28 protein-coding genes are annotated in these 25,812 nt (G+C 67.1%); 20 read left to right on the top strand and 8 right to left on the bottom strand.

Features of this window, described 5'->3' with window-relative positions:
* Positions 1–33: 33 nt before the first annotated feature.
* Both EV283_RS06520 and EV283_RS06525 read left to right on the top strand, forming a co-directional pair.
* Positions 34–1,038, top strand: a complete 1,005-nt coding sequence (locus EV283_RS06520) for a histone deacetylase family protein (RefSeq protein ID WP_130323587.1) — start codon at positions 34–36, stop codon at positions 1,036–1,038.
* On the top strand, positions 1,028–2,260 hold the full coding sequence (locus EV283_RS06525) for an MFS transporter (RefSeq protein WP_242615812.1): 1,233 nt from the start codon (positions 1,028–1,030) through the stop codon (positions 2,258–2,260). The genes EV283_RS06520 and EV283_RS06525 overlap by 11 nt, the downstream gene beginning before the upstream one ends.
* Positions 2,261–2,282: 22 nt before the next feature.
* Here the strand turns inward: EV283_RS06525 and EV283_RS06530 are convergent, their stop codons facing one another.
* Entirely contained in the window at positions 2,283–3,515 is a 1,233-nt protein-coding gene (locus EV283_RS06530; protein WP_130323589.1) for a dipeptidase, read from the bottom strand.
* 102 nt (positions 3,516–3,617) lie between these two features.
* Between EV283_RS06530 and EV283_RS06535 the strand changes: the two genes are divergently transcribed.
* Positions 3,618–4,709, top strand: coding sequence for an acyltransferase (locus EV283_RS06535; protein ID WP_130324005.1), 1,092 nt, complete (start codon positions 3,618–3,620; stop codon positions 4,707–4,709).
* Between the two features lie 9 nt (positions 4,710–4,718).
* On the opposite strand, the gene EV283_RS19550 is transcribed toward EV283_RS06535, so the two are convergent.
* The 4 genes from EV283_RS19550 to sucC all read right to left on the bottom strand — a co-directional run bounded on the left by EV283_RS19550 (position 4,719) and on the right by sucC (position 9,130).
* Complete coding sequence (locus EV283_RS19550) at positions 4,719–5,477, bottom strand: energy transducer TonB (RefSeq protein ID WP_130323591.1); 759 nt, start codon at positions 5,475–5,477, stop codon at positions 4,719–4,721.
* A 533-nt stretch (positions 5,478–6,010) separates the two neighbouring features.
* Positions 6,011–6,940, bottom strand: a complete 930-nt coding sequence (locus EV283_RS06545) for an electron transfer flavoprotein subunit alpha/FixB family protein (protein ID WP_130323593.1) — start codon at positions 6,938–6,940, stop codon at positions 6,011–6,013.
* Entirely contained in the window at positions 6,937–7,683 is a 747-nt protein-coding gene (locus tag EV283_RS06550) for an electron transfer flavoprotein subunit beta/FixA family protein (RefSeq protein ID WP_056018387.1), read from the bottom strand. Before EV283_RS06550 ends, EV283_RS06545 begins: the two co-directional genes overlap by 4 nt.
* A 244-nt stretch (positions 7,684–7,927) precedes the next feature.
* Positions 7,928–9,130 carry an ADP-forming succinate--CoA ligase subunit beta gene (gene sucC / locus EV283_RS06555; protein ID WP_055874762.1) on the bottom strand — a complete coding sequence of 401 codons (1,203 nt, stop codon included), beginning with the start codon at positions 9,128–9,130 and terminating at the stop codon, positions 7,928–7,930.
* 208 nt (positions 9,131–9,338) lie between these two features.
* On the opposite strand from sucC, the gene EV283_RS06560 reads away from it, so the two are divergent.
* A complete protein-coding gene (locus EV283_RS06560; protein WP_130323595.1) occupies positions 9,339–9,881 on the top strand; it encodes a sterol desaturase family protein in 543 nt (180 codons plus the stop codon).
* A gap of 44 nt (positions 9,882–9,925) precedes the next feature.
* Positions 9,926–10,255 (top strand): PilZ domain-containing protein, encoded by a 330-nt coding sequence (locus EV283_RS06565; protein ID WP_056419086.1) that lies wholly within the window; start codon positions 9,926–9,928, stop codon positions 10,253–10,255.
* 74 nt (positions 10,256–10,329) lie between these two features.
* Here EV283_RS06565 and EV283_RS06570 read toward each other — a convergent pair whose 3' ends face one another.
* Entirely contained in the window at positions 10,330–11,268 is a 939-nt protein-coding gene (locus EV283_RS06570) for a ribose-phosphate pyrophosphokinase (protein WP_056419089.1), read from the bottom strand.
* 161 nt (positions 11,269–11,429) lie between these two features.
* On the opposite strand from EV283_RS06570, the gene EV283_RS06575 reads away from it, so the two are divergent.
* The 10 genes from EV283_RS06575 to EV283_RS06620 all read left to right on the top strand — a co-directional run bounded on the left by EV283_RS06575 (position 11,430) and on the right by EV283_RS06620 (position 19,343).
* Positions 11,430–12,755, top strand: coding sequence for a glutamate--tRNA ligase (locus EV283_RS06575; RefSeq protein ID WP_130323597.1), 1,326 nt, complete (start codon positions 11,430–11,432; stop codon positions 12,753–12,755).
* Between the two features lie 463 nt (positions 12,756–13,218).
* Positions 13,219–13,887 carry a TonB family protein gene (locus EV283_RS06580; RefSeq protein ID WP_130323599.1) on the top strand — a complete coding sequence of 223 codons (669 nt, stop codon included), beginning with the start codon at positions 13,219–13,221 and terminating at the stop codon, positions 13,885–13,887.
* A gap of 55 nt (positions 13,888–13,942) precedes the next feature.
* A complete protein-coding gene (locus tag EV283_RS06585) occupies positions 13,943–14,290 on the top strand; it encodes a hypothetical protein (protein WP_056419098.1) in 348 nt (115 codons plus the stop codon).
* 23 nt (positions 14,291–14,313) lie between these two features.
* Positions 14,314–15,384 carry a bifunctional diaminohydroxyphosphoribosylaminopyrimidine deaminase/5-amino-6-(5-phosphoribosylamino)uracil reductase RibD gene (ribD, locus tag EV283_RS06590; protein ID WP_130323601.1) on the top strand — a complete coding sequence of 357 codons (1,071 nt, stop codon included), beginning with the start codon at positions 14,314–14,316 and terminating at the stop codon, positions 15,382–15,384.
* Positions 15,384–15,995, top strand: a complete 612-nt coding sequence (locus tag EV283_RS06595) for a riboflavin synthase (protein WP_130323603.1) — start codon at positions 15,384–15,386, stop codon at positions 15,993–15,995. Before ribD ends, EV283_RS06595 begins: the two co-directional genes overlap by 1 nt.
* A complete protein-coding gene (ribB, locus tag EV283_RS06600) occupies positions 15,979–17,136 on the top strand; it encodes a 3,4-dihydroxy-2-butanone-4-phosphate synthase (RefSeq protein ID WP_130323605.1) in 1,158 nt (385 codons plus the stop codon). The genes EV283_RS06595 and ribB overlap by 17 nt, the downstream gene beginning before the upstream one ends.
* Positions 17,136–17,558, top strand: a complete 423-nt coding sequence (gene ribH / locus EV283_RS06605) for a 6,7-dimethyl-8-ribityllumazine synthase (RefSeq protein ID WP_056419110.1) — start codon at positions 17,136–17,138, stop codon at positions 17,556–17,558. The genes ribB and ribH overlap by 1 nt, the downstream gene beginning before the upstream one ends.
* Positions 17,559–17,567: 9 nt before the next feature.
* Positions 17,568–17,768, top strand: coding sequence for a DUF4169 family protein (locus EV283_RS06610; protein WP_130323607.1), 201 nt, complete (start codon positions 17,568–17,570; stop codon positions 17,766–17,768).
* Positions 17,769–18,106: 338 nt separating this feature from the next.
* Positions 18,107–18,922, top strand: a complete 816-nt coding sequence (locus tag EV283_RS06615) for a DUF1206 domain-containing protein (RefSeq protein ID WP_165391701.1) — start codon at positions 18,107–18,109, stop codon at positions 18,920–18,922.
* A gap of 46 nt (positions 18,923–18,968) precedes the next feature.
* A complete protein-coding gene (locus EV283_RS06620; protein ID WP_130323611.1) occupies positions 18,969–19,343 on the top strand; it encodes a hypothetical protein in 375 nt (124 codons plus the stop codon).
* Between the two features lie 6 nt (positions 19,344–19,349).
* On the opposite strand, the gene EV283_RS06625 is transcribed toward EV283_RS06620, so the two are convergent.
* Positions 19,350–19,844, bottom strand: coding sequence for a hypothetical protein (locus EV283_RS06625; RefSeq protein WP_242615814.1), 495 nt, complete (start codon positions 19,842–19,844; stop codon positions 19,350–19,352).
* Between the two features lie 248 nt (positions 19,845–20,092).
* Positions 20,093–21,181 (bottom strand): alkene reductase, encoded by a 1,089-nt coding sequence (locus EV283_RS06630; RefSeq protein ID WP_130323613.1) that lies wholly within the window; start codon positions 21,179–21,181, stop codon positions 20,093–20,095.
* An 84-nt stretch (positions 21,182–21,265) separates the two neighbouring features.
* On the opposite strand from EV283_RS06630, the gene EV283_RS06635 reads away from it, so the two are divergent.
* From EV283_RS06635 to ssb, 5 genes are all read left to right on the top strand, one after another.
* The gene (locus EV283_RS06635) at positions 21,266–22,222 is read left to right on the top strand and encodes a DMT family transporter (protein WP_242615815.1); all 957 of its coding nucleotides are present in this window, start codon (positions 21,266–21,268) and stop codon (positions 22,220–22,222) included.
* On the top strand, positions 22,219–22,872 hold the full coding sequence (locus EV283_RS06640) for a COQ9 family protein (RefSeq protein WP_130323617.1): 654 nt from the start codon (positions 22,219–22,221) through the stop codon (positions 22,870–22,872). Before EV283_RS06635 ends, EV283_RS06640 begins: the two co-directional genes overlap by 4 nt.
* 173 nt (positions 22,873–23,045) lie before the next feature.
* Entirely contained in the window at positions 23,046–23,321 is a 276-nt protein-coding gene (locus EV283_RS06645; RefSeq protein WP_055874807.1) for a FeoA family protein, read from the top strand.
* A gap of 9 nt (positions 23,322–23,330) precedes the next feature.
* Positions 23,331–25,205: a ferrous iron transporter B gene (locus EV283_RS06650; RefSeq protein WP_130323619.1), complete on the top strand. Its 1,875-nt coding sequence runs from the start codon at positions 23,331–23,333 to the stop codon at positions 25,203–25,205.
* Positions 25,206–25,213: 8 nt separating this feature from the next.
* The gene (gene ssb, locus EV283_RS06655; protein ID WP_130323621.1) at positions 25,214–25,810 is read left to right on the top strand and encodes a single-stranded DNA-binding protein; all 597 of its coding nucleotides are present in this window, start codon (positions 25,214–25,216) and stop codon (positions 25,808–25,810) included.
* Positions 25,811–25,812: the final 2 nt, after the last annotated feature.

The following is a 25,812-nucleotide window of genomic DNA, read 5'->3' on the forward strand; positions in this document are numbered from 1 at the left end:
TCTTCCCTCGTGACCGCGCACCAAGGAGCAAACATGCGGCTGTTCTTAGACGACGCGCAGCGAACCCATGCACCAGCGCGCGAACTGCATAACGGCGCGTTCACCGCTTATGCGGAGACGCCCGCGCGCATCGATGCGATCCTCCGCGCGATCGGCTCGGTCGAGGCGCCGGAGGATCGCGGCGAGGCGCCGATCCTGGCAGTGCATACGCCCGCCTATGCCACGTTCCTCAAGGATGCCGCGCGGCTGTGGCGCGACGCGGGGCGCGAAGGCGATGCGATCCCCTATGCGTTCCCGATCCGCGGCCGCCGTCCGCTCGATCTCACGCGGATCGACGCGCTGATCGGTGCGCACAGCTTCGATGCCACAACGCCGATCACGCGCGAGGCCTGGGCCGCCTCGTACGGCAGCGCGCAGTCCGCGCTCGCCGCCACGCACGCGGTGCTTGAGGGCGAGCGCGCCGCGTTCGCGCTGTGTCGTCCGCCCGGCCATCATGCAGGGGCCGATTATTGCGGCGGATATTGCCATCTCAACATTGCAGCGATCGCCGCGCAGGCTGCGCGAGACGCCGGAGTCGCGCGAGTTGCGATTCTCGACATCGATTATCACCACGGCAACGGCACGCAGGACATTTTCGCGCTCAGGGGCGACGTGTTCTACGCCTCGGTCCATGCCGATCCGAAGACCGACTATCCCTTCTACTGGGGCCATGCCGACGAGACCGGCGAGGGGGAAGGGCTCGGCACGACGCTGAACCTGCCCTTGCCCCACGGCACACGGATCGACGCCTTCCGCGCCGCGCAGACCACCGCGCTCGACGCGATCGCCGCCTTTGATCCGGGCCTGCTGGTCGTCAGCTTCGGCGCGGATACGTGGGAGGGCGACCCGATCTCGCATTTCAAGCTGACGACGCCCGACTATGCCGTGCTCGCCGCCGATATCGCGGCCCGTGGCTGGCCGAGCGTCATCGTCATGGAGGGCGGCTATGCGGTCGACGCGCTGGGGCACAACGTCGCGAGTTTCTTGAGTGGCTTCTGAGACGCCGATTGCGCTGGGTACCCCCGCGTACCGCCGGCTGACGCTGGCGATGCTGTTCGCAGGCTTTTCGACCTTCTCGCTGCTCTATTCGGTGCAGCCGTTGCTGCCGCTGTTCGCCGCGCAATATGGCCTGACCGCGGAAGCCGCATCGCTCGCGGTGTCGCTGGCGACCGGGCCGTTGGCGATCGGTATCCTGTTCGCGGGGTTCGTCTCGGACCGCGTCGGTCGGCGGCCGCTGATGATCGCGGCGATGTTCGCGGCGGGCGCGCTGACGCTGGCGGCGGCGGTCGTGCCGGGGTGGAGCGGGTTGCTCGTGCTGCGCTTTCTGACCGGCGTCGCGCTGGCGGGCGTGCCCGCGGTGGCGATGGCCTATGTCGCGGAGGAGGTCGATGCGGGCGCGGTCGGCGCGGCGATGGGACTGTATATCGCCGGGAGTGCACTTGGCGGGATGGCGGGGCGGCTGGTCGTCAGCGTCGTCGCGGATCTCGAAGGCTGGCGCTGGGCGCTCGCCGCGGTGGGGATCGCCGGGCTGGCGATGGCGGAGGCGTTCCGCCGGCTCGCGCCGCCCTCGCGCAACTTCACGCCGAGCGTCGGGCGGCCGGGTGCGTTGCTGCGCAGTGCCGGATCGCTGTTCACCGACCGCGCGATGCCGCTGCTGTATCTCGAGGCGTTCCTGCTGATGGGCGTGTTCGTGACGATCTACAATTATGCCGGCTTCCGGCTGATGCGCGCGCCGTACGGCCTTAGCCAAGCGGCGGTCGGGGCGGTGTTCCTGCTCTATGTGCTGGGCTCGGTGAGCTCGGCGAAGTTCGGCACGCTGGCCGGGCGGCTCGGGCGGCGGACGATCTTCTGGATCCCGGTGGTGCTGCTGATCCTCGGCGTCGCGCTGACCGCGATGACTCCGCTGGCGCTGGTGATCGCGGGGATCGCGGTGGTGACGATCGGCTTTTTCGGCGCGCATTCGATCGCCAGCGCGTGGGTCGGCCGCCGCGCGCAAGGCGCGCGTGGACAGGCGGCGGCGTTCTACCTGTTCTTCTATTATATGGGGTCGAGCGTGCTGGGGTCCGCTGGCGGCTTCGCATGGACGCATGCCGGCTGGCCGGGTGTGACCGCGTTCTGCCTGCTGCTCGGCGTGGCCGCGCTGGTGATCGCGCTGATGCTCCGCACCGTGGCGCCGCTGGTAGTGGAGCCGCCGGCGCCGCAGCGGATGCCGGATCCCTGACGCACTCGATCGCGCCGTTATCTTACTCGAGGGACGCCACGTCGGTCGCATCGATCGGCGGCAGGCCGGCCATCCCCTTCGCGATCGCTTCGACCCGGTCGAGGACGCGCAGGATGTTGCCCCCCGACAGCTTCGCCAGATCGCCATCGCTCCACCCGCGCCGCGCGAGTTCGGCGAACAGCAGCGGATAGCCGTCGACGCCCTTCAGCCCGAGCGGCCCGGTGCCCTGGATCCCGTCGAAGTCGCCCCCGATCCCGACATGATCGTGACCAGCGATTGCGACGATATGCTCGACATGATCGGCCACCGTCGCGGCGGTGACCTGCGGTTCGGGATGCGCGGCGTCCCACGCGACGAGAGGCGCGGGCGATTTGGCGCCGTACACCCCCGCCGGCACGCCGATGCTCTTGGCATAGGCGGTTCGCGCGACGTCCCAGCTACGCCACGCGCCCGACAGGAACGACGGGTAGAAGTTCACCATCACCACGCCCCCGTTCGCGCCGATCGCGCGGAGCAGGGCGTCGGGAATGTTGCGTGGCGCATCTGCGATTGCTCGAGCGCTGGAGTGCGAGGCGATCACCGGCGCTTTCGTCGCAGCGAGCGCCGCTGCCATCGTCGCGTCCGAGACGTGGCTGACGTCGACGATCATCCCGATCCGGTTCATCTCGGTGATCACCTGCCGCCCGAACGCGCTGAGCCCGTTGGCGCGTGGCGCATCGGTCGCGCTGTCCGCCCAGTTCAGGCTCTTGCCGTGCGTCAGCGTCATATAGGCGACGCCGAGCGCGCGGTACTGGCGCAACACGGAGAGCCGCCCGTCGATCTGGTGCCCGCCCTCGACGCCGATCAGCGAGGCGATCCGCCCGCCCTTCTCGATCCGGCGGATGTCGGCGGCGGTGGTGGCCAGTTCGAACGTCACCGGGTTCGCCGCGACGAAGCGGCGGACGATATCGATCTCCTCCAGCGTCATCTCCACCGCGCGCGGCGCGTCGGCGGGGATGTAGACCGACCAGAACTGGCCGCCGACATGGCCTTTGCGGAGGCGGGGGATGTCGGTCTGGAGCGGGTTCGGCAGATGTGCGGTATCCACCGAGAGATTTACCGCTTCGACCTTTGCCTCGTGCAGCTCGCGGATCTCCCAGGCGAGGTCGTTGTGGCCATCGATCACCGGACTCCGCTCCAGCACGCGCTCGACGCGGCGGGATAGGGCCACGTCGGGGCTCGCCTGCGCGGCCATCAGCAGGAATGCGGCGATCATGTCTTTGTCCCCCGTACCGTCCGCTCCATCCTGAACACAGTGTTCGCGCGCGACAAGCCGGGTAAGGCGCAACAGCACGGAGGCGGAGGGGCGCAAGTGAACATGGGATCCGCCGAACCGGCACGCGGCGCGGAGAGCCGGCTTTCCACCGCGATCGCGATCGCGCGACTGATCGGGATCATGGGGATCGTCTATGTCCACGCCTGGACCGGCCGGACCGCCGAGGAGCTCGCGGTGGTGGCGTTCGGCGGACAGGCGATCCTGCGGACCGTGCTGGGCGAGGTGTTCGGGCGCAGCGCCGTGCCGCTGCTCGGCATGATCTCGGGCTGGCTGGTCGTCTCGACCGCGATGCGCCAGCCTTACGGCGCGTTCCTGCGCGGCAAGGCGCGGACGATCCTGCTGCCGATGTTGCTGTGGAACGCGATCGCGATCCTGCTGGTCGGTGCCGCGGCGACGTTCGGCAACCTGAAGGCGCCGACGCCGTCGAGCATCGGCTGGACGCTCAACGAGCTCGTGCCGCTCGTCCATGCCAACGACATCAACGTGCAGATGCCGTTCCTGCGCGACCTGTTCGTCGCGATGATGATCGCGCCGGTTCTGGTGCGTGCGTCGAGTCGCTGGCTCGCGGTGGTTGCGATCGTGGTCGTCGCGTGGAGCGTGTCCGGGGTGCACGTGCCCCTGCTGTTGCGGCCACAGATCCTGCTGTTCTTTACCGCAGGGATTGCTGCGCGGCGCTTCGGCGTCGCGGAGGCGGTCGTACGGTGGCCGGTCGCGCTGTGCGCGTTGCCGTTCGTGGTGCTGATCGCGCCGCGGCTCTGGACGGCGTTGCTGGGAAATGTCTTCTTCGACGCACATCCGCACGCGATGGCAGCGTTCGATATCGTGTTTCGGCTGGCGTCGGCGGTGCTGTTCTGGCGTGTGGCGTGGGCATTGGCGGGGAGCCGCTGCGCAGAGGGCTTGCGGGGAATCGAGCGCTACGGATTTCTCGCCTTTTGCGATCACCTCGTGCTGTTGTGGCTGTTCGGGCCAGTGATCGGGCTGGTGACCGGCGCGCTCGGCTCGGGGCTGTATCCGGCGTATCTGCTGGTCCAGCCGTTGCTGGTACTCGGCGTCACGATCGTTTTGGGACGCGCGTTGATGGCGGTTTCGCCGACCGCCGCGCGGGTCCTGAGCGGGGGACGGCTCGGGCGGTAGAGGGTTTGATCAGTCGCCGCGCGACGGCGGTCCGCGCTGGTTGACCCATGACTGGTTGCGGACGACGGTCGAGCGGACCGGCCGCCCCGCCGCATCGCGCCACGGGCGATAGCGAAAGCGCAGCTCGATCAGGCGGCAGGTGGTCGCATCGAGCACCGCATTGCCGCTCGATCGCATGATCCCGCAGTGCGTGACGCTGCCGTCGGTCTCGACCGTGTAGCGCACGCCGACGATCCCGCCCGCGCCGATCACCACCTCGGCATTGGGGAAGTCCTTGGTCTTAAAGCGGCCGTTGAGCAGCTTTGGCGGGGTCTCGGCGCCCCCAGCGCCGTCGCCATCCCCGGAGCGGCCGCTGCCCGAGCCGTTGCCATCGCCACCCGCGCCGGTTCCGGGGCCCAAGACGGGCGCGGCGCCCGTGGTGGCCTCGCTACCCGGGCCGGGCTTCAGCGCAACAATCACCGGCGGTGGTGGAACGGGGGGCGGCACGATCGGCGTGGGCGCGACGGTGTCGGTGGCTTTCGCGCGCAGGTTGGCGGGCGCCGCTGCGCCTTCGGGGCGATGGCGTTTCGCCGGCCGAGGGATGATCGTTTCAGGCGGCGGCGGGGGAGGTGCGGGGCCAATTGCGAACGTCTTCAGCGCGTCGGGGATGGCGACGGGCATGCGCACGCCGAGACCGAGGATCAGCGCGTAGCCCAAGACGCCACACAGGATCGCGGCACCACCCGCGGATATCAGGCGATCGCGCGGGTTCGGATGGACGCCGTACATCCCGGCTAATTGGGGAGCGGCGCGGCGGGCGGCAACTCCGCGCCTTGGGGTTGGGCCGCCGGCACTTGCGATACGTCTCAGTCAAGGGCTGCTGCCCCCGGACTTGCTTGACCCTTATCCCCCAGGAACAGCGGTAGCCTTGTTTCCCCGCGAAGGCGGAGACCCAGACTGGGCTCCCGCCTTCGCGGGAGAACAAGGAGGAGCGGACTGTAGCTCGAACGCGGCCGGACCTTGCGTGACGGCGACAAGCAATGACGGGGTCGGGGGCTATTGTTCCCCGAGCCCTATGTCGGGTTGGTGCGGAACAGTGGATACCGGAACGCGCTTGGCGTGATTGGGCGGACGGTGCGCTGGCGATGATACGAGAACGGGCGGTGCGACCGAAGTCACACCGCCCGTTCCTGGCGCGCGCCGCGGGAGTAAATCCCGCGGCGTCGGTCGGTGCGATGGCGCCGCCGGCCGGCCTGTCGCTTGCGAACTTGCGCTTCGCTGGTTCGCAGCGGCGTGCTGCTGCGCTGCACGCCTTGCTCGGGCTACAGTTTCTCCGTCAGCTCCGGCACGATCTTGAACAGATCGCCGACCAGCCCGATGTCCGCAACCTGGAAGATCGGCGCGTCCTCGTCCTTGTTGATCGCGATGATGACCTTCGAGTCCTTCATCCCCGCGAGATGCTGGATCGCACCCGAGATGCCGACCGCGACATACACTTCCGGCGCGACGATCTTTCCGGTCTGGCCGACCTGATAGTCGTTCGGCGCGTAGCCCGCATCGACCGCGGCACGCGAGGCCCCCACGCCCGCACCCAACTTGTCCGCAAGCGGATCGATCAGCGAATGGAACTGGTCGCTCGAGGCAAGCGCACGGCCGCCCGACACGATGATCTTCGCGCTGGTCAGCTCCGGACGCTCGTTCTTGGCGATCTCCGCGCCGGCAAAGGTCGACAGACCCTTGTCGCCGGTCGACGCGACCGCCTCGATCTCGCCCGAACCACCCTCGGTCGCGGCCTTCGCGAAGGCCGTGCCGCGGACGGTGATGACCTTCTTGGCATCCGACGACTGGACGGTGGCAATCGCGTTGCCGGCGTAGATCGGGCGCGTGAACGTGTCCTCGCTCTCGACCGACAGGATGTCGCTGATCTGCATGACGTCGAGCAGCGCAGCGACGCGCGGCGCGATGTTCTTGCCGTGCGTGGTCGACGGCGCGACGAACGCATCATGATGCCCCATCAGCTCGACGATCAGCGGCGCGACGTTCTCGGCGAGCGCATGTGCGAATGCGGCGTCGTCGGCGACGTGTACCTTGCCGACGCCGGCGATCTTGGCAGCCTCGGCCGCGACGCCGTCGACGCCCTGGCCCGCGACCAGCAGATGGACTTCGCCAAGCTGGCTTGCCGCAGTGACGGCCGACAGCGTGGCATCCTTGACGGCCTGACCGTCATGTTCGACCCAGACGAGCGTCTTCACTTGGCGACTCCCATTTCCTTGAGCTTGCCGACCAGCGCGTCGACATCGGCGACCTTGATCCCGGCCGAGCGCTTGGCGGGCTCGACCACCTTCAGCGTGGTCAGGCGGGGCGTCACGTCGACGCCGAAATCAGCCGGCGTCTTCTGCGCCATCGGCTTCGACTTCGCCTTCATGATGTTGGGCAGCGACGCATAGCGCGGTTCGTTGAGGCGAAGATCGGTGGTGATGATCGCAGGCAGCGTGAGCGTGTCCGTCTCCGCGCCGCCATCGACTTCGCGCGTCACGTTGACCGAGCCGTCGGCGATCTCGACCTTCGACGCGAACGTGCCCTGGCCCCAGTTCAGGAGGCCGGCGAGCATCTGTCCGGTCTGGTTGTTGTCGTCGTCGATCGCCTGCTTGCCGAGGATGACCATGTCGGGCTTTTCTTCCTCGACGATCTTGGCGAGGATCTTGGCGACACCCAGCGGCTCGACCTTGGTCTCGCTGACGACGAGGATCGCACGGTCGGCGCCCATCGCGAGCGCGGTGCGCAGCGTTTCCTGCGATTTCTGCTCGCCGATCGAGACGACGACGATCTCCGTCACGCCCTTGTCCTTGAGGCGAATCGCCTCTTCGACCGCGATCTCGTCGAACGGGTTCATGCTCATCTTGACGTTCGCCAGATCGACGCCCGTTCCGTCCGCTTTCACTCTAGGCTTCACGTTGTAGTCAAGCACGCGCTTGACCGGCACCAGCACCTTCATCGGGGTTCCTTCCAAGGTGAATCTCATCGTTCGATCGCCGTCGCGCTATGGGTCACAGCATGACGGCGTTGGCGCGACAGATGGCGGTTTCGCGCCGTTTTCGCAAGTCCGGTATGGAAACATCACCGTTCCGTAGCGTCACGGCGGGCGACCAACCGGACCAGTCGCACCACCAACGAAAAAGGGCCCGGACGTTTCCGTCCGAGCCCCGTTTTTCGCAGAATCAGTATGCAGTGGGCAGCGGTTACGCTGCGACCTTCTGCACCTCTGCGACGATCTTCTTGGCGGCGTCGCCAAGATCGTTCGCGGGAACGATCGCGAGGCCGGAGTTCGCGAGAATCTCCTTGCCCTTCTCGACGTTTGTACCCTCGAGGCGGACGACCAGCGGGACCGACAGGTTCACTTCCTTCGCCGCCGCGACGATGCCGTCGGCGATAATGTCGCACTTCATGATGCCACCGAAGATGTTGACCAGGATGCCCTTCACATTCGGATCCGCGAGGATGATCTTGAACGCCGCCGTCACCTTCTCCTTATTGGCGCCGCCGCCGACGTCGAGGAAGTTGGCGGGGAACATGCCGTTGAGCTTGATGATGTCCATCGTCGCCATCGCGAGGCCGGCGCCGTTGACCATGCAGCCGATGTCGCCATCAAGCTTGATGTAGGCGAGGTCGTACTTCGACGCTTCGAGCTCGGCGGGATCTTCCTCGGTCTCGTCGCGCAGCTGGAGCAGGTCCTTGTGGCGGAACAGCGCGTTGCCGTCGAACGCGACCTTCGCGTCGAGCACCATCAGCTTGCCGTCGTTGGTGACTGCGAGCGGGTTGATCTCGATCTGCTCGGCATCGGTGCCGATGAACGCGTCATACAGCTTCGACGCGGTGTTCGCGGCCTGCTTGGCGAGATCGCCGGTCAGCTCGAGCGCTGCAGCAACGGCGCGGCCGTGATGCGGCATGAAGCCGGTCGCCTGGTCGATGTCGATCGACTGGATCTTCTCGGGCGTGTCGTGCGCGACCGCTTCGATGTCCATGCCGCCTTCGGTCGAGGCCACCATCATTACCCGGCCGGTGGTGCGGTTGAGCGTCAGCGCGAGGTAGAATTCCTTGTCGATGTCGACGCCGTCGGTGACGTACAGGCGATTGACCTGCTTGCCCGCGTCACCCGTCTGGATGGTGACGAGCGTGTTGCCGAGCATGTCGGTCGCAGCTGCGCGAACCTCGTCCTCGGTCTTGGCGAGGCGGACGCCGCCCTTGGCATCGGGGCCGAGCTCGACGAACTTGCCCTTGCCGCGGCCGCCGGCGTGGATCTGCGCCTTGACGACATAGAGCGGTCCGGGGAGCTTCTTCGAGGCCTCGACGGCCTCCTCGACGGTCAGCGCCGCGAAACCGGCAGGGACGGGGACGCCGAACTTGGCCAGCAGTTCCTTGGCCTGGTATTCATGGATGTTCATCGGGAAGGCTCCACGCAATTTTTGGGAAACTCGGGAATTGGTCGGCGTAAAGCACAGCGCGTGTCGCAAATCCACCCTTAAGGCATTTGCAGTTGCGTCTCGTTCTCAATAGAGCGCGTCGCACACTGGTTTTTCAGGGGTTTCGCGAAACCGCTGCTAGGACAATTCGCCTTTTGCCGTGCAGCCTTCGCGACCCTATATGGTGGGAATGGCGATCTGGCTCGGCCTTCTCCTGTTTCTCGGCACCGTGATCGGCATGGAGGCGTTTGCCTATGCCGCGCACCGCTGGATCATGCATGGCTTTGGCTGGTTCCTGCATGAGAGCCACCACCGCGCACGCCATGGCAACTGGGAGTTGAACGACCTGTACGCGGCGATCTTCGCGGTACCGTCGTTCGTGTTGGTGTTCGGCGGCTTGAACCTTGGCTGGTGGCCAGGCTTCGCCTGGATCGGCGCGGGGGTCGCGACCTACGGCATGATCTACTTCGGGTTCCACGACGTCATCGTGCACCAGCGTATCGCGACCCGGTATCTGCCCAAATCCAAATACATGAAGCGCATCGTCCAGGCGCACCGGCTGCACCACGTCGTCGAAACGCGCGAGGGCAATGTCAGCTTCGGCTTCCTCGTCGCCCCGAAGCCGGAGACGCTCAAGGCCGAACTCAAGCGGCGCGCGCGTGGCGGCATCCGGGCGCCTTCACGGCCGCGCAAGACGCAGGCCGAGACGCACGCTCCAGCGGTCGAATCATGATGGATTCGGAAAAAAGTAACCCTTTTGGGAGCAGTGTCCCGGACATGACACAGCCCGTCCCCATTCCCCCTGCCGACTCGACCGGCGAGGAACTTCGTCAGGCATTCCGCAAGGCCGTGAAGATGCGCGCGCATCTGCGCGACCGTGGCCAGACGCGATTCGAGATCGAGGTCACCGACCTGTCGCTCTCCGGCTTCCGCGCCGAGACGAGCTTTACCTTGTGGCCCGGAACGGTGGTCTGGCTGACGCTGCCCGGGCTCGCGGCGCTCGAAGCGGTGGTCGCGTGGCGCGACAAGTTCAAATACGGGTGCGCCTTCGCCAAGCCGCTGCATCCCGCGGTGTTCGACCACATCGTCGCACTGTCGCAGCGCTAAGCACGACGGTCTCCCGCAAAGACGGAAACCCGGTCCGGGTCCCCGGCTTCGCGTTCAAATACCCTGCCCCAGTCTTAGTCGAACAAGCTCGACACGCTCGTCTCGTCCGCGATCCGCTTGATCGCCTCGCCGAGCAGCGGCGCGATCTGCAGGTGGCGGATCTTGCCATGCGCGCCCTTGATGACGTCGTGATTGCCGATCGAATCGGTGATCACCAGCTCGCGCAACTCGGAGCCCTCGACCCGCGCGACCGCGCCGCCCGACAGCACACCATGCGTGACATAGGCGACGACGCCCTCGGCCCCCGCCTCCATCAGCGCAGCAGCGGCGTTGCACAGTGTCCCCGCCGAATCGACGATGTCGTCGACCAGAATGCAGAAGCGCCCCTCGACCTCGCCGATGATGTTCATCACCTCGGACTCGCCCGCGCGCTCGCGACGCTTGTCGACGATCGCGAGCGGCGCGTTGTCGAGTCGTTTGGCGAGCACGCGCGCGCGCACCACGCCGCCGACGTCGGGCGACACGACCATCAAATTCTTGCCGCCGAAGCGCGCCAGGATGTCCGCCGACATCACCGGCGCCGCGTAGAGGTTGTCCGTCGGGATGTCGAAGAAGCCCTGGATCTGCCCGGCATGCAGGTCGACCGACAATACGCGGTTCGCGCCCGCGACGGTAATCAGGTTGGCAACCAGCTTTGCCGAGATCGGCGTGCGCGGGCCCGGCTTCCGGTCCTGCCGCGCATAGCCCATATACGGGATCACCGCGGTGATGCGCCGCGCCGACGCACGCTTGAGCGCGTCGATCATGATCAGCAGTTCCATCAGATTGTCGTTGGCCGGGTAGCCGGTCGACTGGATCACGAACACGTCCTCGCCGCGGACATTCTCGTTGATCTCGACAAAGACCTCCTCGTCGGCGAAGCGCCGGACGCTGACGTCGGTCAACGGCGTCTCGAGATAGGCGGCGATCTCCTGCGCGAGTGGCAGGTTCGAATTGCCGGTCATCAGTTTCATGAAAGTCTTCCCCGCTCGATCACGCGCACCCCTTAGGCGCACGAATCGCCGGTTGGAAGCGTTGCGTGCCGGGGCGATGGGCCGTGGCGGCGGGCCAGCGCGTAGGCCGGATGGCCTGGAAGCGTTTGCTCGTGGGCGCACGGCTACCTACAGCGATCGGCATGACCGTGATCACCCGTTTCGCCCCCTCGCCCACCGGCCGGCTGCATGTCGGCAACATCCGCACCGCGCTCCACAACTGGATGTTCGCGCGCGCGAACGGCGGCACGTTCGTGCTCAGGATCGACGATACCGATCCCGAACGCAGCGAAGAACGGTTCGTCGATGCGATCCGCGCCGATCTCGACTGGCTCGGCATGACGCCCGACGCGGAGGAGCGGCAGTCGGCCCGGTTCGCGCTGTACGAGTCGCGGTTCGCCGCGCTGGTCGCGAGCGGCCACGTCTATCCGGCGTACGAGACGACGCAGGAGCTCGACCTCAAGCGCAAGATCCAGGCCGGGCGCGGCCTGCCACCGATCTATGACCGCGCGGCGCTTGCGCTGGACGACGCCCAGCGCGCAAAGTTCGAGGCGGATGGGGTGCGGCCGCATTGGCGGTTCAAGCTCGATCACGACTCGGCGATCGACTGGGACGATCTGATCCGCGGGTCCCAGCATTTCGAGGCCAGAACGATGAGCGATCCGGTCGTGCGGCGTGCGGACGGGTCGTGGCTCTACATGCTCCCCTCGGCGATCGACGATGCCGAGATGGGCGTGACCCATGTCGTGCGCGGCGAGGATCACGTCTCGAACACCGCGCTCCAGTTACAAATGTTCGCTGCGCTCGGCGTCGGGCCGCCGCGGTTCGCGCATGAGGCGTTGCTAACGGGGGCGGAGGGCAAGCTGTCGAAGCGACTCGGCTCGCTCGGCGTCGATCATTTCCGGGAGGTCGGGATCGAGCCACAAGCGGTGCGTGCGCTGCTCGCGCGGATCGGGACGAGCGATCCGGTCGAGCCGATCGCCGATGCCGCGCCGCTGATCGCCGGGTTCGATTTCGCGCGCTTCGGTCGCGCGCCGGCGCGGTTCGACGAAGCCGAACTCGCACAACTGAACGCGCGGATCCTGCACACGCTGCCGTATGATGATGTCGGCACGCGGTTGCCAACGGGCATGGGTACGGCCGCGTGGGAGGCAGTGCGGCCCAATTTAGTGACGCTGGCCGACGCCGCCGACTGGTGGAGCGTGATCGAGGGCCCCATCGCGGTCGAGGGCGATACGGACGTCGCGTATCTCGACCGCGCCGTGGCGGCGGCTGAGGCGATCGACTGGTCGAGCGATCCCTGGCACGCGCTGACCGCGCGGTTGAAGGACGAGACGGGGCGCAAGGGCAAGGCGCTCTTCCTGCCGCTGCGGCGCGCGCTGACCGGCCGCGATCACGGGCCCAACATGGCGGCGCTGCTGCCGCTGATCGGCCGGGAGCGGGCTTTGGAGCGACTGGCGGCGCGGTAATCGCGCGCTCCCGGAAGCCCGTCGCCTTGCGGAAAGCCTGTTCTCCCGCGAAGGCGGGAGTCCAGACTGGGCTCCCGCCTTCGCGGGAGAACAAGGAGCCGGCGATCGGCGAAACGGCCCGATATTCGTGGCAGCCAGGAGAAGCACCGCCCTCACCCCAACGGAGGCCGGGGCCCAGTTGGAAAGGTCGGAGTAACGGAGCGCTGCCCAAAGTTGGCACCGTCCCCCCAACTGGACCCCGGCCTTCGGCGGCGTTTGGGTGTGGATCACAATCTGCCAACCCCTTGGAGTTGATGCGCAAAACCGGCCCGCCGCAACATGTCGATCGCGCATGTCACGGGCACGGATCGGGTCGAGGATGCCTCTCCTCAAACCCCCTTGCCCCACCAATGTGATGATGTACCATACCCATCGGCGGTATCTATCGCGCCGCCAACCTCGAGGAGATGAAGGGGAGACGGACATGTACGCGGATCGACCAAACCGGGCCGGCGGATTCAATCCCGGCAGCCTTGGCATTGCGCTGCTTGTCAACGGCGCCGTGATCGGGGCGTTGTTCTTTGCAGCGCCGAAACTGCTGCCGTTCACGCCGCCCGAAGGGCCGCTCATCACCTATGTACCGTATACGCCGCCGCCGCCGCCCGAGCCGGTCCCGCCCGCCGATCCCCTGATCCGCCAGCAACCGCGTCCCGCGCCGCGTCCCGATGCACCGATCCCGCAGGTACCGACGCCGACCGACACCAGCTTCGTCGTCACGCCCGATCCGCTTCCCGTCACGCCGCCGATCGGGGTCGAGGGCACCGGGACCGGCACCGTCGCGGTCGACCCGCCAAAGCCCGCGCCGGTGTTCGTCCAGCCAGGCATCGACCCGCGCTACGCCGCCGATTTCCAGCCAAGCTATCCGTCGGAGGAACGTCGTGCCGAGCGCGAGGGCAGGGTCGTCGTGCGCGTGCTGGTCGGGATCGACGGGCGCGTGAAGCAGGTCGAGCGGGTCAGCGCGACCACCGACACCTTCTACCGCGCGACGCTCGACCGCGCGCTGGCGAAGTGGCGGTTCAAGCCGGCGACGCGTGACGGTGTTCCGGTCGAGGCATGGCGATCGATGGCGCTGACGTTCGTGCTGCAGAACTAAACCTTCGCGGGGGCAGGGCTGGCCTAGGCGGCCCTGCCCCCCTATCTTGGCGCGCATGGGCTTATTCAGTCGTTTCTCACCGATCGTCGCCTATCGCGACCTGCGGCTCTTCCTGAGTCAGCGCCAGCCATACGAGTTCTTCTTCCTTGCGGCTGCGCTCTGCGTTACCACCTTCCTGATCTACGCGTTCATGAAGGATTCCTACGTCGAGCAGGAATACCGCCCGAAGATCATCTATGTCGAACAATGGCCCGCCGATCGCACCGATGCGCAAATCATCGCGCAGCAGAAGATCGACGCCCCGATCAAGGCCAAGGCGCTTGCCGAGCAGAAGGCACGCGAGGATGCGCAGCGCGCCTCGTTCAAGCGGCTCGACGACAAGCTCAAGGCGATGGGGATCTGACGCACGCTTCGGATGCGCGGTGGATGGGTGCCGCGCTGGCGCTGGCCGAGCGGTCCCGCGGGCGGACCGCACCCAATCCCAATGTCGGGTGCGTGATCGTGGCGGACGGTCGGATCGTCGGGCGCGGCTGGACGCAAGCAGGCGGCCGACCGCATGCGGAGGCGATGGCGATCGCCGAGGCGGGTGAGAAGGCGCGCTGCGCGACGGCCTATGTCACGCTGGAGCCGTGCGCACACCAATCGTCACGCGGCCCCGCCTGTAGTGACCTGCTCATCGCATCGGGCGTTTCGCGCATTGTCGCCGCGCTTGAAGACCCTGATTCACGAACGGCTGGCCAGGGATTTGCCCGTCTCGAGGCGGCTGGCGTTCCCGTGGCGCGCGGTATCCGACCGGCCGAGGCGCGACGTTCAATGGCCGGCTTCCTGACGCAGCAGGCGCTCGGCCGCCCCCATGTCACCCTGAAGCTCGCAACTTCGCTCGACGGCTGTATCGCGATGGCGGACGGGTCGAGTCGCTGGATCACCGGCCCCCAGGCGCGCGCGCACGCGCATCTCGAGCGGAGCCGGCACGAAGCGATCCTCGTCGGGCGTGGCACCTACGAGGCGGATTCGCCGCGACTCGACGTGCGCGTACCGGGTCTGGAGGATCGCTCACCTCTGCGCGTGTTGCTGTCCATGACCCTCACTGCCACTCCGTCCCCGTTCCCCTCCCCCCGCCATTCCAGCGAAAGCCGGAATATCCCGGTTGGAACCCCCGACCGAGCCCCACAGGGAGACCCCAGCTTTCGCTGGGGTGACGAAATCGGGAATTGGACCGTCATCGCCGCGCCACACGCCATCGCCACGCTCCCCCGCGTCGACCACATCCTCGTCGAAGGTGGCGCGGCCGTAGCGTCGGCGTTTCTGGCGGCCGATCTCGTCGACCGGCTCCTAATGTATCGCGCGCCGATCCTGATCGGTGGCGGCTGCCACGCCCTGCGCGACATAGGCCTTACCGATCTGGCCGAGGCGCACCAACGCTGGACACAGGTCGACTCGCGGCAACTTGGCAGCGACCAGCTCGAGGTCTACGAGCGCGAACGAAACGAGGGATAATGTTTACCGGAATCGTCACTGACATCGGCACCGTCACCACCGTGGAATCGCCCGGCGATACGCGCGTGGTCGTCTCGACCGCCTATGATACCGCCACCGTCGATCTCGGCGCGTCGATCGCGTGCTCGGGCGTCTGCCTCACCGTCGTCGACAAGGGACCAAACTGGTTCGCGGTCGACGTCTCGGGCGAGACGATCAGCCGCACCGCCACGGATCAGTGGACGCACGGGCGCAAGTTCAACCTGGAACGCGCGATGAAGCTCGGCGACGAGCTTGGCGGCCATATCGTCACAGGGCATGTCGATGGTCTCGGCACCGTCGTCGCGGTGACCGAAGAAGGTGGCTCGCACCGCGTCACGATCCGCGCCGGCGCTGACATCGCACCGTTCATCGCCCCCAAGGGCTCGGTCACGATCGACGGCGTCTCGCTCACCGTCAACACCGTTCGCGACGTAGAGGGAGAGGTCGAATTCGGCCTCAACATCATCCCGCATACCTGGGCGGTCACGACGCTTGGAACGATCCACGTGGAACAGTCGGTCAACATCGAGATCGACATCCTCGCCCGCTACCTCCAAAGAATGGAGCATTACCGTGCCTCTGCCCGCTGAGCTTGCCCGTCTGAAGCACGGTTATCTCTCCAGCCCCGAAGAGATCATCGACGAGGCGCGCAACGGCCGGATGTTCATCCTGGTCGATGACGAGGACCGCGAGAACGAGGGCGATCTCGTCATCCCCGCGCAGATGGCGACGCCCGAGAAGATCAACTTCATGGCCAAATACGGTCGCGGCCTGATCTGTCTTGCGCTCACCAAGGACCGCACCGAGGAACTCGGGCTCGAGCTGATGAGCCGCAACAACGGCACCCGTCACGAAACCGCGTTCACCGTCTCGATTGAGGCGCTCGAGGGCGTCACCACCGGCATTTCCGCGGCGGATCGCGCGCGCACGATCGCGGTGGCAATCGATGCGACCAAGGGCAAGCCGGACATCGTCACCCCCGGCCACGTCTTCCCGCTGGTCGCGCGCGACGGCGGCGTGCTGATCCGCGCCGGCCATACCGAGGCGGCGGTCGACGTCGCGCGGCTTGCCGGGCTCAACCCGTCGGGCGTGATCTGCGAGATCATGAACGAGGACGGCACGATGGCGCGGATGGACGACCTCGTCACCTTCGCACAGTTCCACAACGTCAAGATCGGCACGATCCGCGACCTGATCGCGTATCGCCGCCGTTACGACCACCTCGTCGAGAAGCGCGCCGAGGCAAAGTTCACCTCCGAATGGGGCGGCGACTGGACCGCGCTGACCTTCTGGAACAAGGCCACCGGCACCGAGCAGGTCGCGCTGGTCAAGGGCAAGATCGACCCTGCCACGCCGACGCTCGTCCGTATGCATGCGCTGTCGCCGTTCGCGGACATCTTCGGCGAATCGGGCGATCGCGGCCGTATCCTGGCGCGCTCGATGCAGATGATCGCGGACGAAGGCGCAGGCGTCATCGTCGTCATCAACCGCCCGCGCAGCAACACCTTCACCTCGGCGGTCCTGAAAAAGGCCGGCGCGGAGATCACGCCCGACATGGAAGAACTGCGCGACTATGGCGTCGGCGCAATGATCCTGACCGAGCTCGGCGTGCACGACATGGTGCTGATCACCAACACGCATCACACGCTGGTCGGGCTCGACGGCTATGGCCTCTCGATCGTCGGCGAGCGGCGGATCGCGTCCCTGGATACCGAAGAGAGTTCAAACTGATGGCCCATCTCCTCATCGTCGAAGCCCGGTTCTACGATCACCTCAACGACCTCCTGGTCGAAGGCGCGAAGGCGGCGATCGAAGCCGCCGGCCACACGCACGAGACGATCACCGTGCCCGGCGCGCTCGAAGTCCCCGGTGCGATCGCGCTGGCAGCCGAGAGCGAGACGTTCGACGCGTACGTCGCGCTCGGCGTCGTGATCCGCGGCGAGACCTATCATTTCGAGATCGTCGCGGGCGAGAGCGCACGCGGCATCATGCAGCTGACGATGGACGGCCTCCCGATCGGCAACGGCATCCTGACCACCGAAAACGAGGCGCAGGCGCTCACGCGTGCCAAGCCGACCGAAGGCGACAAGGGCGGCGGCGCGGCGAACGCGGCACTGGCGATGCTGGCGTTGAAGGACCGCTTCCTCGCATGAGGTACGTGCGTGGGTGAGGTGATCAACCTGCGGCGCGCGCGCAAGCAGCGGGCGCGGGCCGACGCTTCCGCGCGCGCGGACCAGAACCGGCAGCTGTTTGGCCGGACGGCGGCGGAAAGAACGAGGGACGCAGCCGAGCACGCGCGGATCGAGGCTACGCTCGACGGCGCGCGACTCGAAACTCCCGAGCCCGACAACCCCGTTCAATAACCGCACGCTGACGCTTCCCGCGGCGGGCCCCGTCCCTCCCCCATCGGTAGCGTGCGACGGCCAAGCCGGCGACACAAGGTGTTGAGCCCGCGGGTCCTTCGCAAAAACCCGCAATCCTCCCCCGCCAGGGGGAGGTGGCAGGCGTCAGCCTGACGGAGGGGGAGGAAAGGGAAACCGATGTTCCGTGTCCGCCCCCTCCGTCGCCTCCGGCGCCACCTCCCCCTGGCGGGGGAGGATCATGCATGCGTGTTTGGGTCGGGGGCGTCGAAACCTCCCGCCCCCTCCGCAGGAACGTCCCGCCCGACGAACTGTTGTGCATGCGTAACAAGGGGGCTCTCATGATCTCGGATGCAAATGCGACATGGCTCGCCAAGCTCGGCTTTGCCGCGCGCGGCGTGGTCTACATCCTCGTCGGCTGGTTCGCCGTCGACGCCGCACTGCGGGGTGGCGAGATCGCCGACAACCAGGGCGCGATCGGGTCGATGGCGGACGAGGCGTTCGGGCCGGTCCTGCTCGCGATCATCGCCGCCGGACTGCTCGGCTATGCGGTGTGGCGGCTGACCGAGGCTGCGGCGAACCCCGAGCAGATCGGCCGCGACGTCAAGGGCAGCCTCAAGCGGATCGGCCATGTCGTCAGCGGGATCGCGCATCTGATCCTCGCCTGGACCGCCGCCAAGCTCGCGCTGAAGACCGGCTCGCGCGACGCGGCGGTTTCGCCCGGCGACGAGAGCGCGCGCGACTGGACCGCGTTGCTGCTCGACCAGCCCGCCGGACGGCTGCTGGTCGGCGCGGTCGCGATCGGCGTGCTGGTTGCGGCGTTCCAGCAGGGACAAAAGGCGTGGCGCGGCGATTTCATCCACGACCTGCGCGGCGACGCGCCTGCCCCCGGCTATGTCTGCACGATGGGCCGGATCGGCTACGGCGCGCGCGCGCTCGTGTTCCTGATCGTCGCCGGATTGTTCGGCCTTGCCGCATGGAGCGCGCATGCCAGCGACGCAGGCGGTGTGGCCGACGCGCTGGAGAAGCTACAATCGCAGCCGGGCGGCAAATGGCTGCTCGCGCTGACCGGGATCGGCCTGGCGCTGTTCGGCGCCTATTCGCTCATCGAGGCGCGCTTTCGCCGGCTCCACGTCGACCTGCCCGGGACCGACTAGCAAGAGCCGATAGCACATTGTTAAGCTGCGGATGCCAAAAGGCTAAATGTACACGATCAGTTTCGACGTCCCGAGCAAGACCCTGACGATCGTTACCAAGGGATTCTGGTCGATCGCAACGACCGCAGCGTTCTCCGCAGAGTTGCTCGCGCGCGGCACTGCGGCGCGACTGTATCACGGACGGTTCGTCGTGCTCGCCGATCTGCGCAAGGCGGCGATCCAGCCGTTGAAGGTGGTCGATGCGCTCGAGGCGATGATGCCCAAGGCGTTGAAGGTGACGTCAGCGCCGATCGCGGCGGTCGTCGCCTCGCATCTGGCCAAGCTTCAGACCGAACGCTATCTGAAGGCGGCGAACTGCCGGACGTTCCTCGATATCGACGCAGCGCGCGCCTGGCTGGCGAGCGACGACCACCCCGCCTGACAAAGGCTAGTCCTGCGGGGCCGTATCCCGCAACGCCGCTTCGACCTCTTCGACCGTGATGCCGAACGCGCCGGCCAGCCCCGACACCGACGCGCCTCGATCGGCAAGCGTACGGATCCGCGCGGTGTCGACGATGGTCTTGTAGCTGCGGGTATCGCGCTCCTTCTTCGTCTCCTCACCGCTGCGGGCGAGCGCGCCGGAGCGGCGGCGCTTGGAAATCTTCAGCGCCTCGACGTCGTTGGTCGGCGGTGCATCGAGCCGCGCCTGGATACGCTGTCCCTCCTCGATCCGCCGCGTCTCGCGCACGCGCTCGCGTTCCTGCGACTGGAAATCGCGCTGCGCGGCGCGGGATTCGGATCGCTGTTCGGAGGCGGCGAGCCGCTCCTTCGCGCGCTGCTCCCGGTCCTTCGCGCGCTCCTCGGCACGCCGCGCAGCACGGTCGGCGGTGCCGGGCATCAGCGGCCCCGTTCCCCTGCCCCCGCTCGGCCAACCGTCGGTCATGCGTCATCCTGTCGTCACGGGTGCGCCCTCAGCGGCGCGGAAGCGCGCTGGTAGGCGATGGCGTGACCGGTGACTAGGGGCTGCGCCGTCCACCCCGGGTGCTCCCCATCGCCCATCCGTCATCCCAGCGAACGCTGGGATCTCCCCGTGGGGCGACTGTCGCGAGCCACGAGGGATACCCCAGCTTTCGCTGGGGTGACAGTCTTGGGCGGGAGTTCAACGCAAGAAGGGCAGCAAGACCCGACGAGTTAGGCGTTCGCAATCTCGAGCGCCGGATAGTCGATATAGCCCTCGGGACCTTGGCTGTACCACGTCTTGGCATCGTCCTTCGCCAGCGGCGCACCGTCGCGCAGCCGCTCGGGCAGGTCGGGGTTGGCGATGAACGGGCGACCAAAGCTGATCGCGTCGGCGATGCCGGTGTCGAGTTCGGCCTGCGCCTTCTCGAGCGTGTCGTAATCCGAGTTCACGACGAGCACGCCGGTGAACACCTTGCGGATCGCCGGGCTGAGCTTTGGCACGTCGGTCTTGCCGAATGTGCCATCGGGGCCGGGCTCGCGCAGTTCGAGGAACGCGATTCCGAGATCGGACAGCGCCTTGGCGGCGGCGGTGAACAGCGGCTCGGGGTTGCTGTCGTCGACACCCTGCGAATCGCCGTTTGGCGACAGGCGGACGCTGGTGCGATCGGCGCCGGCGACCGAGATGACGCGCTCGGCGACTTCGCGGAGCAGGCGGATGCGGTTCTCGATCGAGCCACCATATTCGTCGGTGCGGCTGTTCGCATTGTCGCGCAGGAACTGGTCGATCAGATAGCCGTTTGCGGCGTGAATCTGGACGCCGTCAAAGCCCGCGGCGAGCGCGTTCTTGGTTGCCAGCTCATAATCGTTCAGCAGGCGCGGGATCTCGTTCAGCTCGAGCGGACGCGCGACCTCGAAATCCTTTTTGCCTTCGAAGGTGTGCGCCTGGCCTTCGGTCTTGGTCGCCGAGGACGAGACCGGCTGCGTTTCGTACACCGACGAATGGCCCTGACGACCCATGTGCCACAGCTGCGCGATGATGCGGCCACCCGCCGCATGAACCGAGTCGGTGACCGGCTTCCAGGCGGCGACCTGCGCGTCGGTCCACAGACCCGGCGCGAACGGCCAGCCGAGACCTTCGCGGCTGATGCCGGTAGCTTCCGAGATGATCAGGCCCGCGCTCGCACGCTGCGTGTAATACTCGACCATCATGTCGCTCGGGACCGCGTCGCGGTCGGCACGGCCACGCGTGAGCGGCGCCATGAGGATGCGGTTCGGCGCGTCGACGGCACCAAGGGTAATCGGATCGAAAAGGCTAGGCATGGAAGCTCCTTATTGGCCTGACGGGGCAAAGATAGGAGGCTACAGCGCGGCATGCATCGCCCTGACCCGCAAAGATTATCTAACGTGCCCGATACGCCGTCCGATACGCCACATGGTTTGCCTGCCGCGCCGGCCATCGCCGCACCCGGCCTGATCGCGTTCGCGGCGCTGGTGGTGGCCAACGTCGCGCTGGCGTTCGGGCCGTGGTTCGTCCGCGCGACCGAGGTCGGGCCGGTCGCCGCGGGGTTCTGGCGGCTGACGCTGGCGGTGCCGTTTCTCGTCGTGCTCGCAGTCCAGCAGGGCGCGCGGCCGATTCGGCTCGGGTGGAAGCTGTGGGCCGGGCTGCTCGCGGGCGGGGTGTGTTTCGCCGCCGATCTCGGCACGTGGCATCTCGGGATCCTGCGCACCACGCTCGCCAATGCGACGCTGTTCGGCAACGTCGCGACGCTGATCTTCCCGATCTACGGCTTCCTCATCGCGCGCAGCTGGCCGACGCGGACCCAGGCGTTCGCTTTGGCCTTGGCGGCGGCGGGCGGCGCGTTGCTGCTCGGCCGCTCATATCAGCTCGACGCGAAGAACCTTGCCGGCGATCTGTTCTGCCTGCTCGCGGGCGTGCTCTACACCATCTACTTCATCCTGATGGCGCGCGTCCGCGCGACGCTCGCCCCGGTCTCGGCGCTGACGCTGTCGACGCTGGCAGGCATCGCGCCGCTGCTCGTGTTCGCGCTGGCGATGGGCGAGCGCGTGCTGCCGACGCACTGGACCCCGCTGATCGGGCTCGCGCTGTGCAGCCAGGTGCTGGGGCAAGGCCTGATGATCTACGCGCTCGGTCGCTTCACGCCGCTGGTGATCGGCATCGCGCTGCTGATCCAGCCCGTGGTGGCGGGGATTGTCGGCTGGCTCGTCTATGGCGAGCGCCTCGGCACCGCGGATCTGGTCGGGGTGGTGATGGTCGCGACGGCGCTGGTGCTCGTCCGGCGAGGCCCCCCTCTTGAAGACGCGCTTGATACGCCTGATTTTGGACGGCAGGAGACGGTATGACCCAGGACCTTACGCTCGACGAAATCCGCGCCCTGCTCGCGCCCGGCATCGCCGCCAACGCGGCGTTCGACGGCTGGAGCGATGCCGCGCGCGACATGGCTGCGCAGGCCCAGGGGATCGACACCGATGTTGCCGCGCTCGCGTTCAAGGACGGGCCGGTCGACATGATCGACGCATGGTTCGCGCATATCGACAGCGTCATGCTCGCCGCGCTGCCCCCCGAACGCCTCGCAACGATGAAGATCCGCGAAAAGATCACCGTGCTGGTCGAGGCGCGGCTCGATGCGACGTCGGCGGACCGCGAATCGCTGCGGCGCGCGCTGGCGATCCTCGCGCTCCCGCAGAACCTGGCCAAGGCGACGCGGTTCGGCTGGCGGACGGTCGATACGATCTGGCGCGCGGCCGGAGACCTCGCGACCGATTATAATTACTATACCAAGCGGACGATCCTGCTCGGCGTGTACGCCTCGACGATCACGATCTTCCTCGACGACGAGAGCGAAGGCCTCGCCGAGACGCGCGCGTTCCTCGGACGGCGCATCACCGGCATCATGCAGTTCGAAAAGGCCAAGGCCGGTTTCCTCAAGCGAACCGAGCATGGTTTCAGCCTATCGCGATTCGTCGGTCGGCTGCGCTATCCGACGGCTTGAGCGCGGTACCGAACCCCGTCTTCCTGGGCTCGACCCAGGACCCAGAGCCACGAAGGGTGCGCTAAGTGGCTCTGGGTCTTGGCTTTCGTCAGGATGTCGGGACGGCGAGGCGATGGTAACCAGCGGTGGTTAGGGCTTCCCTTCCCCGAGCGTTACTGATAATCAGTCGCATCATGGACACCCGCCCCGATCGATCCGTCAGCCTCGAAACCCTGCCGCGCAAGCAGCATGCGATTGTCGCCGCCATCGAATGGGCGCGACTCGCGGGGCCCGAGGCACGCCGCCTGCGCGAACTGGGCTTCGACGAGGGTGTCGATGTCGAGGTACTGCACCGCGCGACGCTGGGCCAGGGTCCGATCGCCTGCCGGATCGGCCGCATGACCGTCGCGCTCCGCCGTGCCGTCGCGGGCGCGATCCAGGTCTCTCCGATGCCTGCCGCGGCCGAATAATCCTTTAGAATGAACGCAGCACCGCTGGTCGCGCTGGTCGGCAATCCCAATGCCGGCAAGAGCGCGCTGTTCAACGCGCTGACGGGCGCGCGGCAGAAGGTCGGCAATTATCCGGGCGTCACGGTCGAGCGCAAGGTCGGACGGCTGATGCTCGACGACGGGCGGCCGGTCGAACTGGTCGACCTGCCCGGCGCGTACAGCCTCGAGCCCTCCTCCCCCGACGAGCGCGTCACGCGCGACGTCGTCACGGGCACGCAGGATGGCGAGCGCCTGCCCGATGCGCTGGTGGTCGTCGTCGACGCCGCCAATCTCGACAATCATCTGCGCTTCACGCTCCAGCTGATCGCGCTCGGCCTGCCCGTCGTGGTCGCGCTCAACATGGTCGATCTCGCCGAGCGCGACGGGTTGAAGCTCGATCCCAAGGTGCTCGAACGCGAACTCGGCGTGCGCGTGATCCCGACCGTCGCGGTGCGCAAGCGGGGTCTCGACGAACTCAAGGCCGCGCTCTCCAGCATCGTCATCAACGGCCCGATGCGGCTGCGCAAGTCCGATGGAAGCGTCCAGGACGACATCGTCACGCTCCAGCGCCGCGCGCGCCAGATCGCAACCGCCGCGACCGTATCAGAAACGACCGTCCGCCGCTGGACGCACATGCTCGACGCGGTCGCGCTGCACCCGGTGGCCGGGCCGATCCTGCTGCTCGCGATCATGTTCCTGATGTTCCAGGCGGTGTTCAGCTGGGCACAGCCGTTCATGGACGCGATCGACGCGGGCTTCACCGCGCTGCAGGCGTTCCTGACGGCCGAACTCGCCCCGTCGCTGCTCCGCTCGCTGCTGGTCGACGGCGTGATCGCGGGGGTCGGCGCGGTGATCGTGTTCCTGCCGCAGATCCTGATCCTGTTCCTCTTCATCCTCGTCCTCGAGGCGAGCGGCTACATGGTCCGCGCGGCGTTCCTGATGGACCGCGTGATGGCCAGCGTCGGGCTGTCGGGCCGCGCGTTCATCCCGCTGCTGTCGAGCTTTGCCTGCGCGATCCCCGGTATCATGGCGACGCGGACGATCGACGACGAGAAGGACCGGCTAACGACGATCCTGATCGCGCCGCTGATGACGTGCTCCGCGCGGCTGCCCGTCTACACGCTGATCATCGGCGCGTTCATTCCCAACACGCAGGTGCTGCCGTTCGTCGGGTTGCAGGGCCTGGTGATGCTCGGGCTCTACGTGATGGGGATCGTCGGCGCGTTCGTCGCCGCGCTGGTGCTGCGCCGGACGGTGACCAAGGGCGTGTCGTCGGGCTTCATGATGGAGATGCCCAAATATCAGTGGCCGCAGTGGCGCGACGTCGGCATCGGGCTGTGGAGCCGCGCGCAGATCTTCCTGAAGCGCGCGGGCGGGATCATCCTGACCTCGACGATCATCCTGTGGGTGCTGCTGAGCTTCCCCAAGCCCCCCGAACAGCCCGCGGGCGCACCGAAGATCTCCGCGGTCGACTATTCGATCGCCGGGCGCATCGCCAACGGCATCGCCCCCGTGTTCGCGCCGATCGGCTTCAACCGCGACATCGTGCTGGCGCTGATCCCGGCGATGGCCGCGCGCGAAGTCGCGGTGGCGGCGATCGGTACCGTCTATGCGATCGACGATCCCGACAGCAACCAGGGCGGAAAGGCGATGATCGAGAACCTCCGCGGTCGCTGGAGCCTGCCCACCGCGCTCGCCTTCCTGATGTGGTTCGTGTTCGCGCCGCAGTGCATTTCGACGATCGCCGTCACGCGTCGCGAGACAAACGGGTGGAAATGGCCGGCGTTCATGGTTGGCTATTTGTTCGCCGCCGCCTACATCATGGCTGGCATTACATACTGGCTGGCGGTGTTCGCCGGCCTCTGAGGGGCATCATGGCAGGCAGCGTCAACAAGGTCATCATCGTCGGCAATCTGGGTCGCGACCCGGAGAGCAAGGCGTTCCAGAACGGCGGCAAGGTCGTCAACCTGCGCATCGCGACATCCGAGTCCTGGAAGGACAAGATGTCGGGCGAGCGCAAGGAAAAGACCGAATGGCATTCGGTCGCGATCTTCAACGAAGGCCTCGCCAACGTCGCGGAAAAATATCTGCGCAAGGGCTCGAAGGTCTATATCGAAGGCGCGCTCCAGACCCGCAAATGGCAGGACGCGCAGGGCCAGGACAAGTATTCGACCGAAATCGTGCTGCAGGGCTTCAACAGCGTGCTGACGATGCTCGATGGCCCGAATGGCGGCCAGGGCGGCGGTGGCGGCGGGGGTAGCCGCGGCGGCGGCGACGACTGGGCCGGCGGTGGTGGCGGCAACGACTTCGGCGGTGGTTCGTCGGGCAGCGGCGGCGGTTACGGCGGCGGCGGTGGTGGTGGTGGCCGTGGCAGCAGCGCGCCCTCGGGCGGCGGTGGCGGCGCACGCGGCGGCAGCTTCGGCCAGACCGGCGGCTTCTCGGACGATCTCGACGACGACGTGCCGTTCTAAGG

The sequence above is a fragment of the Sphingomonas sp. BK036 genome, from assembly GCF_004216825.1.
Taxonomy (GTDB): domain Bacteria; phylum Pseudomonadota; class Alphaproteobacteria; order Sphingomonadales; family Sphingomonadaceae; genus Sphingomonas.

Coding starts and splice junctions, on each gene's coding strand:
- EV283_RS06520 (WP_130323587.1), top strand. CDS start 34: ATGCGGCTGTTCTTAGACGACGCGCAGCGAACCCATGCACCAGCGCGC.
- EV283_RS06530 (WP_130323589.1), bottom strand. CDS start 3,515: ATGATCGCCGCATTCCTGCTGATGGCCGCGCAGGCGAGCCCCGACGTG.
- EV283_RS06535 (WP_130324005.1), top strand. CDS start 3,618: ATGGGATCCGCCGAACCGGCACGCGGCGCGGAGAGCCGGCTTTCCACC.
- EV283_RS19550 (WP_130323591.1), bottom strand. CDS start 5,477: ATGTACGGCGTCCATCCGAACCCGCGCGATCGCCTGATATCCGCGGGT.
- EV283_RS06550 (WP_056018387.1), bottom strand. CDS start 7,683: ATGAAGGTGCTGGTGCCGGTCAAGCGCGTGCTTGACTACAACGTGAAG.
- sucC (WP_055874762.1), bottom strand. CDS start 9,130: ATGAACATCCATGAATACCAGGCCAAGGAACTGCTGGCCAAGTTCGGC.
- EV283_RS06560 (WP_130323595.1), top strand. CDS start 9,339: ATGGCGATCTGGCTCGGCCTTCTCCTGTTTCTCGGCACCGTGATCGGC.
- EV283_RS06565 (WP_056419086.1), top strand. CDS start 9,926: ATGACACAGCCCGTCCCCATTCCCCCTGCCGACTCGACCGGCGAGGAA.
- EV283_RS06570 (WP_056419089.1), bottom strand. CDS start 11,268: ATGAAACTGATGACCGGCAATTCGAACCTGCCACTCGCGCAGGAGATC.
- EV283_RS06575 (WP_130323597.1), top strand. CDS start 11,430: ATGACCGTGATCACCCGTTTCGCCCCCTCGCCCACCGGCCGGCTGCAT.
- EV283_RS06580 (WP_130323599.1), top strand. CDS start 13,219: ATGTACGCGGATCGACCAAACCGGGCCGGCGGATTCAATCCCGGCAGC.
- EV283_RS06585 (WP_056419098.1), top strand. CDS start 13,943: ATGGGCTTATTCAGTCGTTTCTCACCGATCGTCGCCTATCGCGACCTG.
- ribD (WP_130323601.1), top strand. CDS start 14,314: ATGGGTGCCGCGCTGGCGCTGGCCGAGCGGTCCCGCGGGCGGACCGCA.
- EV283_RS06595 (WP_130323603.1), top strand. CDS start 15,384: ATGTTTACCGGAATCGTCACTGACATCGGCACCGTCACCACCGTGGAA.
- ribH (WP_056419110.1), top strand. CDS start 17,136: ATGGCCCATCTCCTCATCGTCGAAGCCCGGTTCTACGATCACCTCAAC.
- EV283_RS06615 (WP_165391701.1), top strand. CDS start 18,107: ATGATCTCGGATGCAAATGCGACATGGCTCGCCAAGCTCGGCTTTGCC.
- EV283_RS06620 (WP_130323611.1), top strand. CDS start 18,969: ATGTACACGATCAGTTTCGACGTCCCGAGCAAGACCCTGACGATCGTT.
- EV283_RS06625 (WP_242615814.1), bottom strand. CDS start 19,844: ATGACCGACGGTTGGCCGAGCGGGGGCAGGGGAACGGGGCCGCTGATG.
- EV283_RS06630 (WP_130323613.1), bottom strand. CDS start 21,181: ATGCCTAGCCTTTTCGATCCGATTACCCTTGGTGCCGTCGACGCGCCG.
- EV283_RS06640 (WP_130323617.1), top strand. CDS start 22,219: ATGACCCAGGACCTTACGCTCGACGAAATCCGCGCCCTGCTCGCGCCC.
- EV283_RS06645 (WP_055874807.1), top strand. CDS start 23,046: ATGGACACCCGCCCCGATCGATCCGTCAGCCTCGAAACCCTGCCGCGC.
- EV283_RS06650 (WP_130323619.1), top strand. CDS start 23,331: ATGAACGCAGCACCGCTGGTCGCGCTGGTCGGCAATCCCAATGCCGGC.
- ssb (WP_130323621.1), top strand. CDS start 25,214: ATGGCAGGCAGCGTCAACAAGGTCATCATCGTCGGCAATCTGGGTCGC.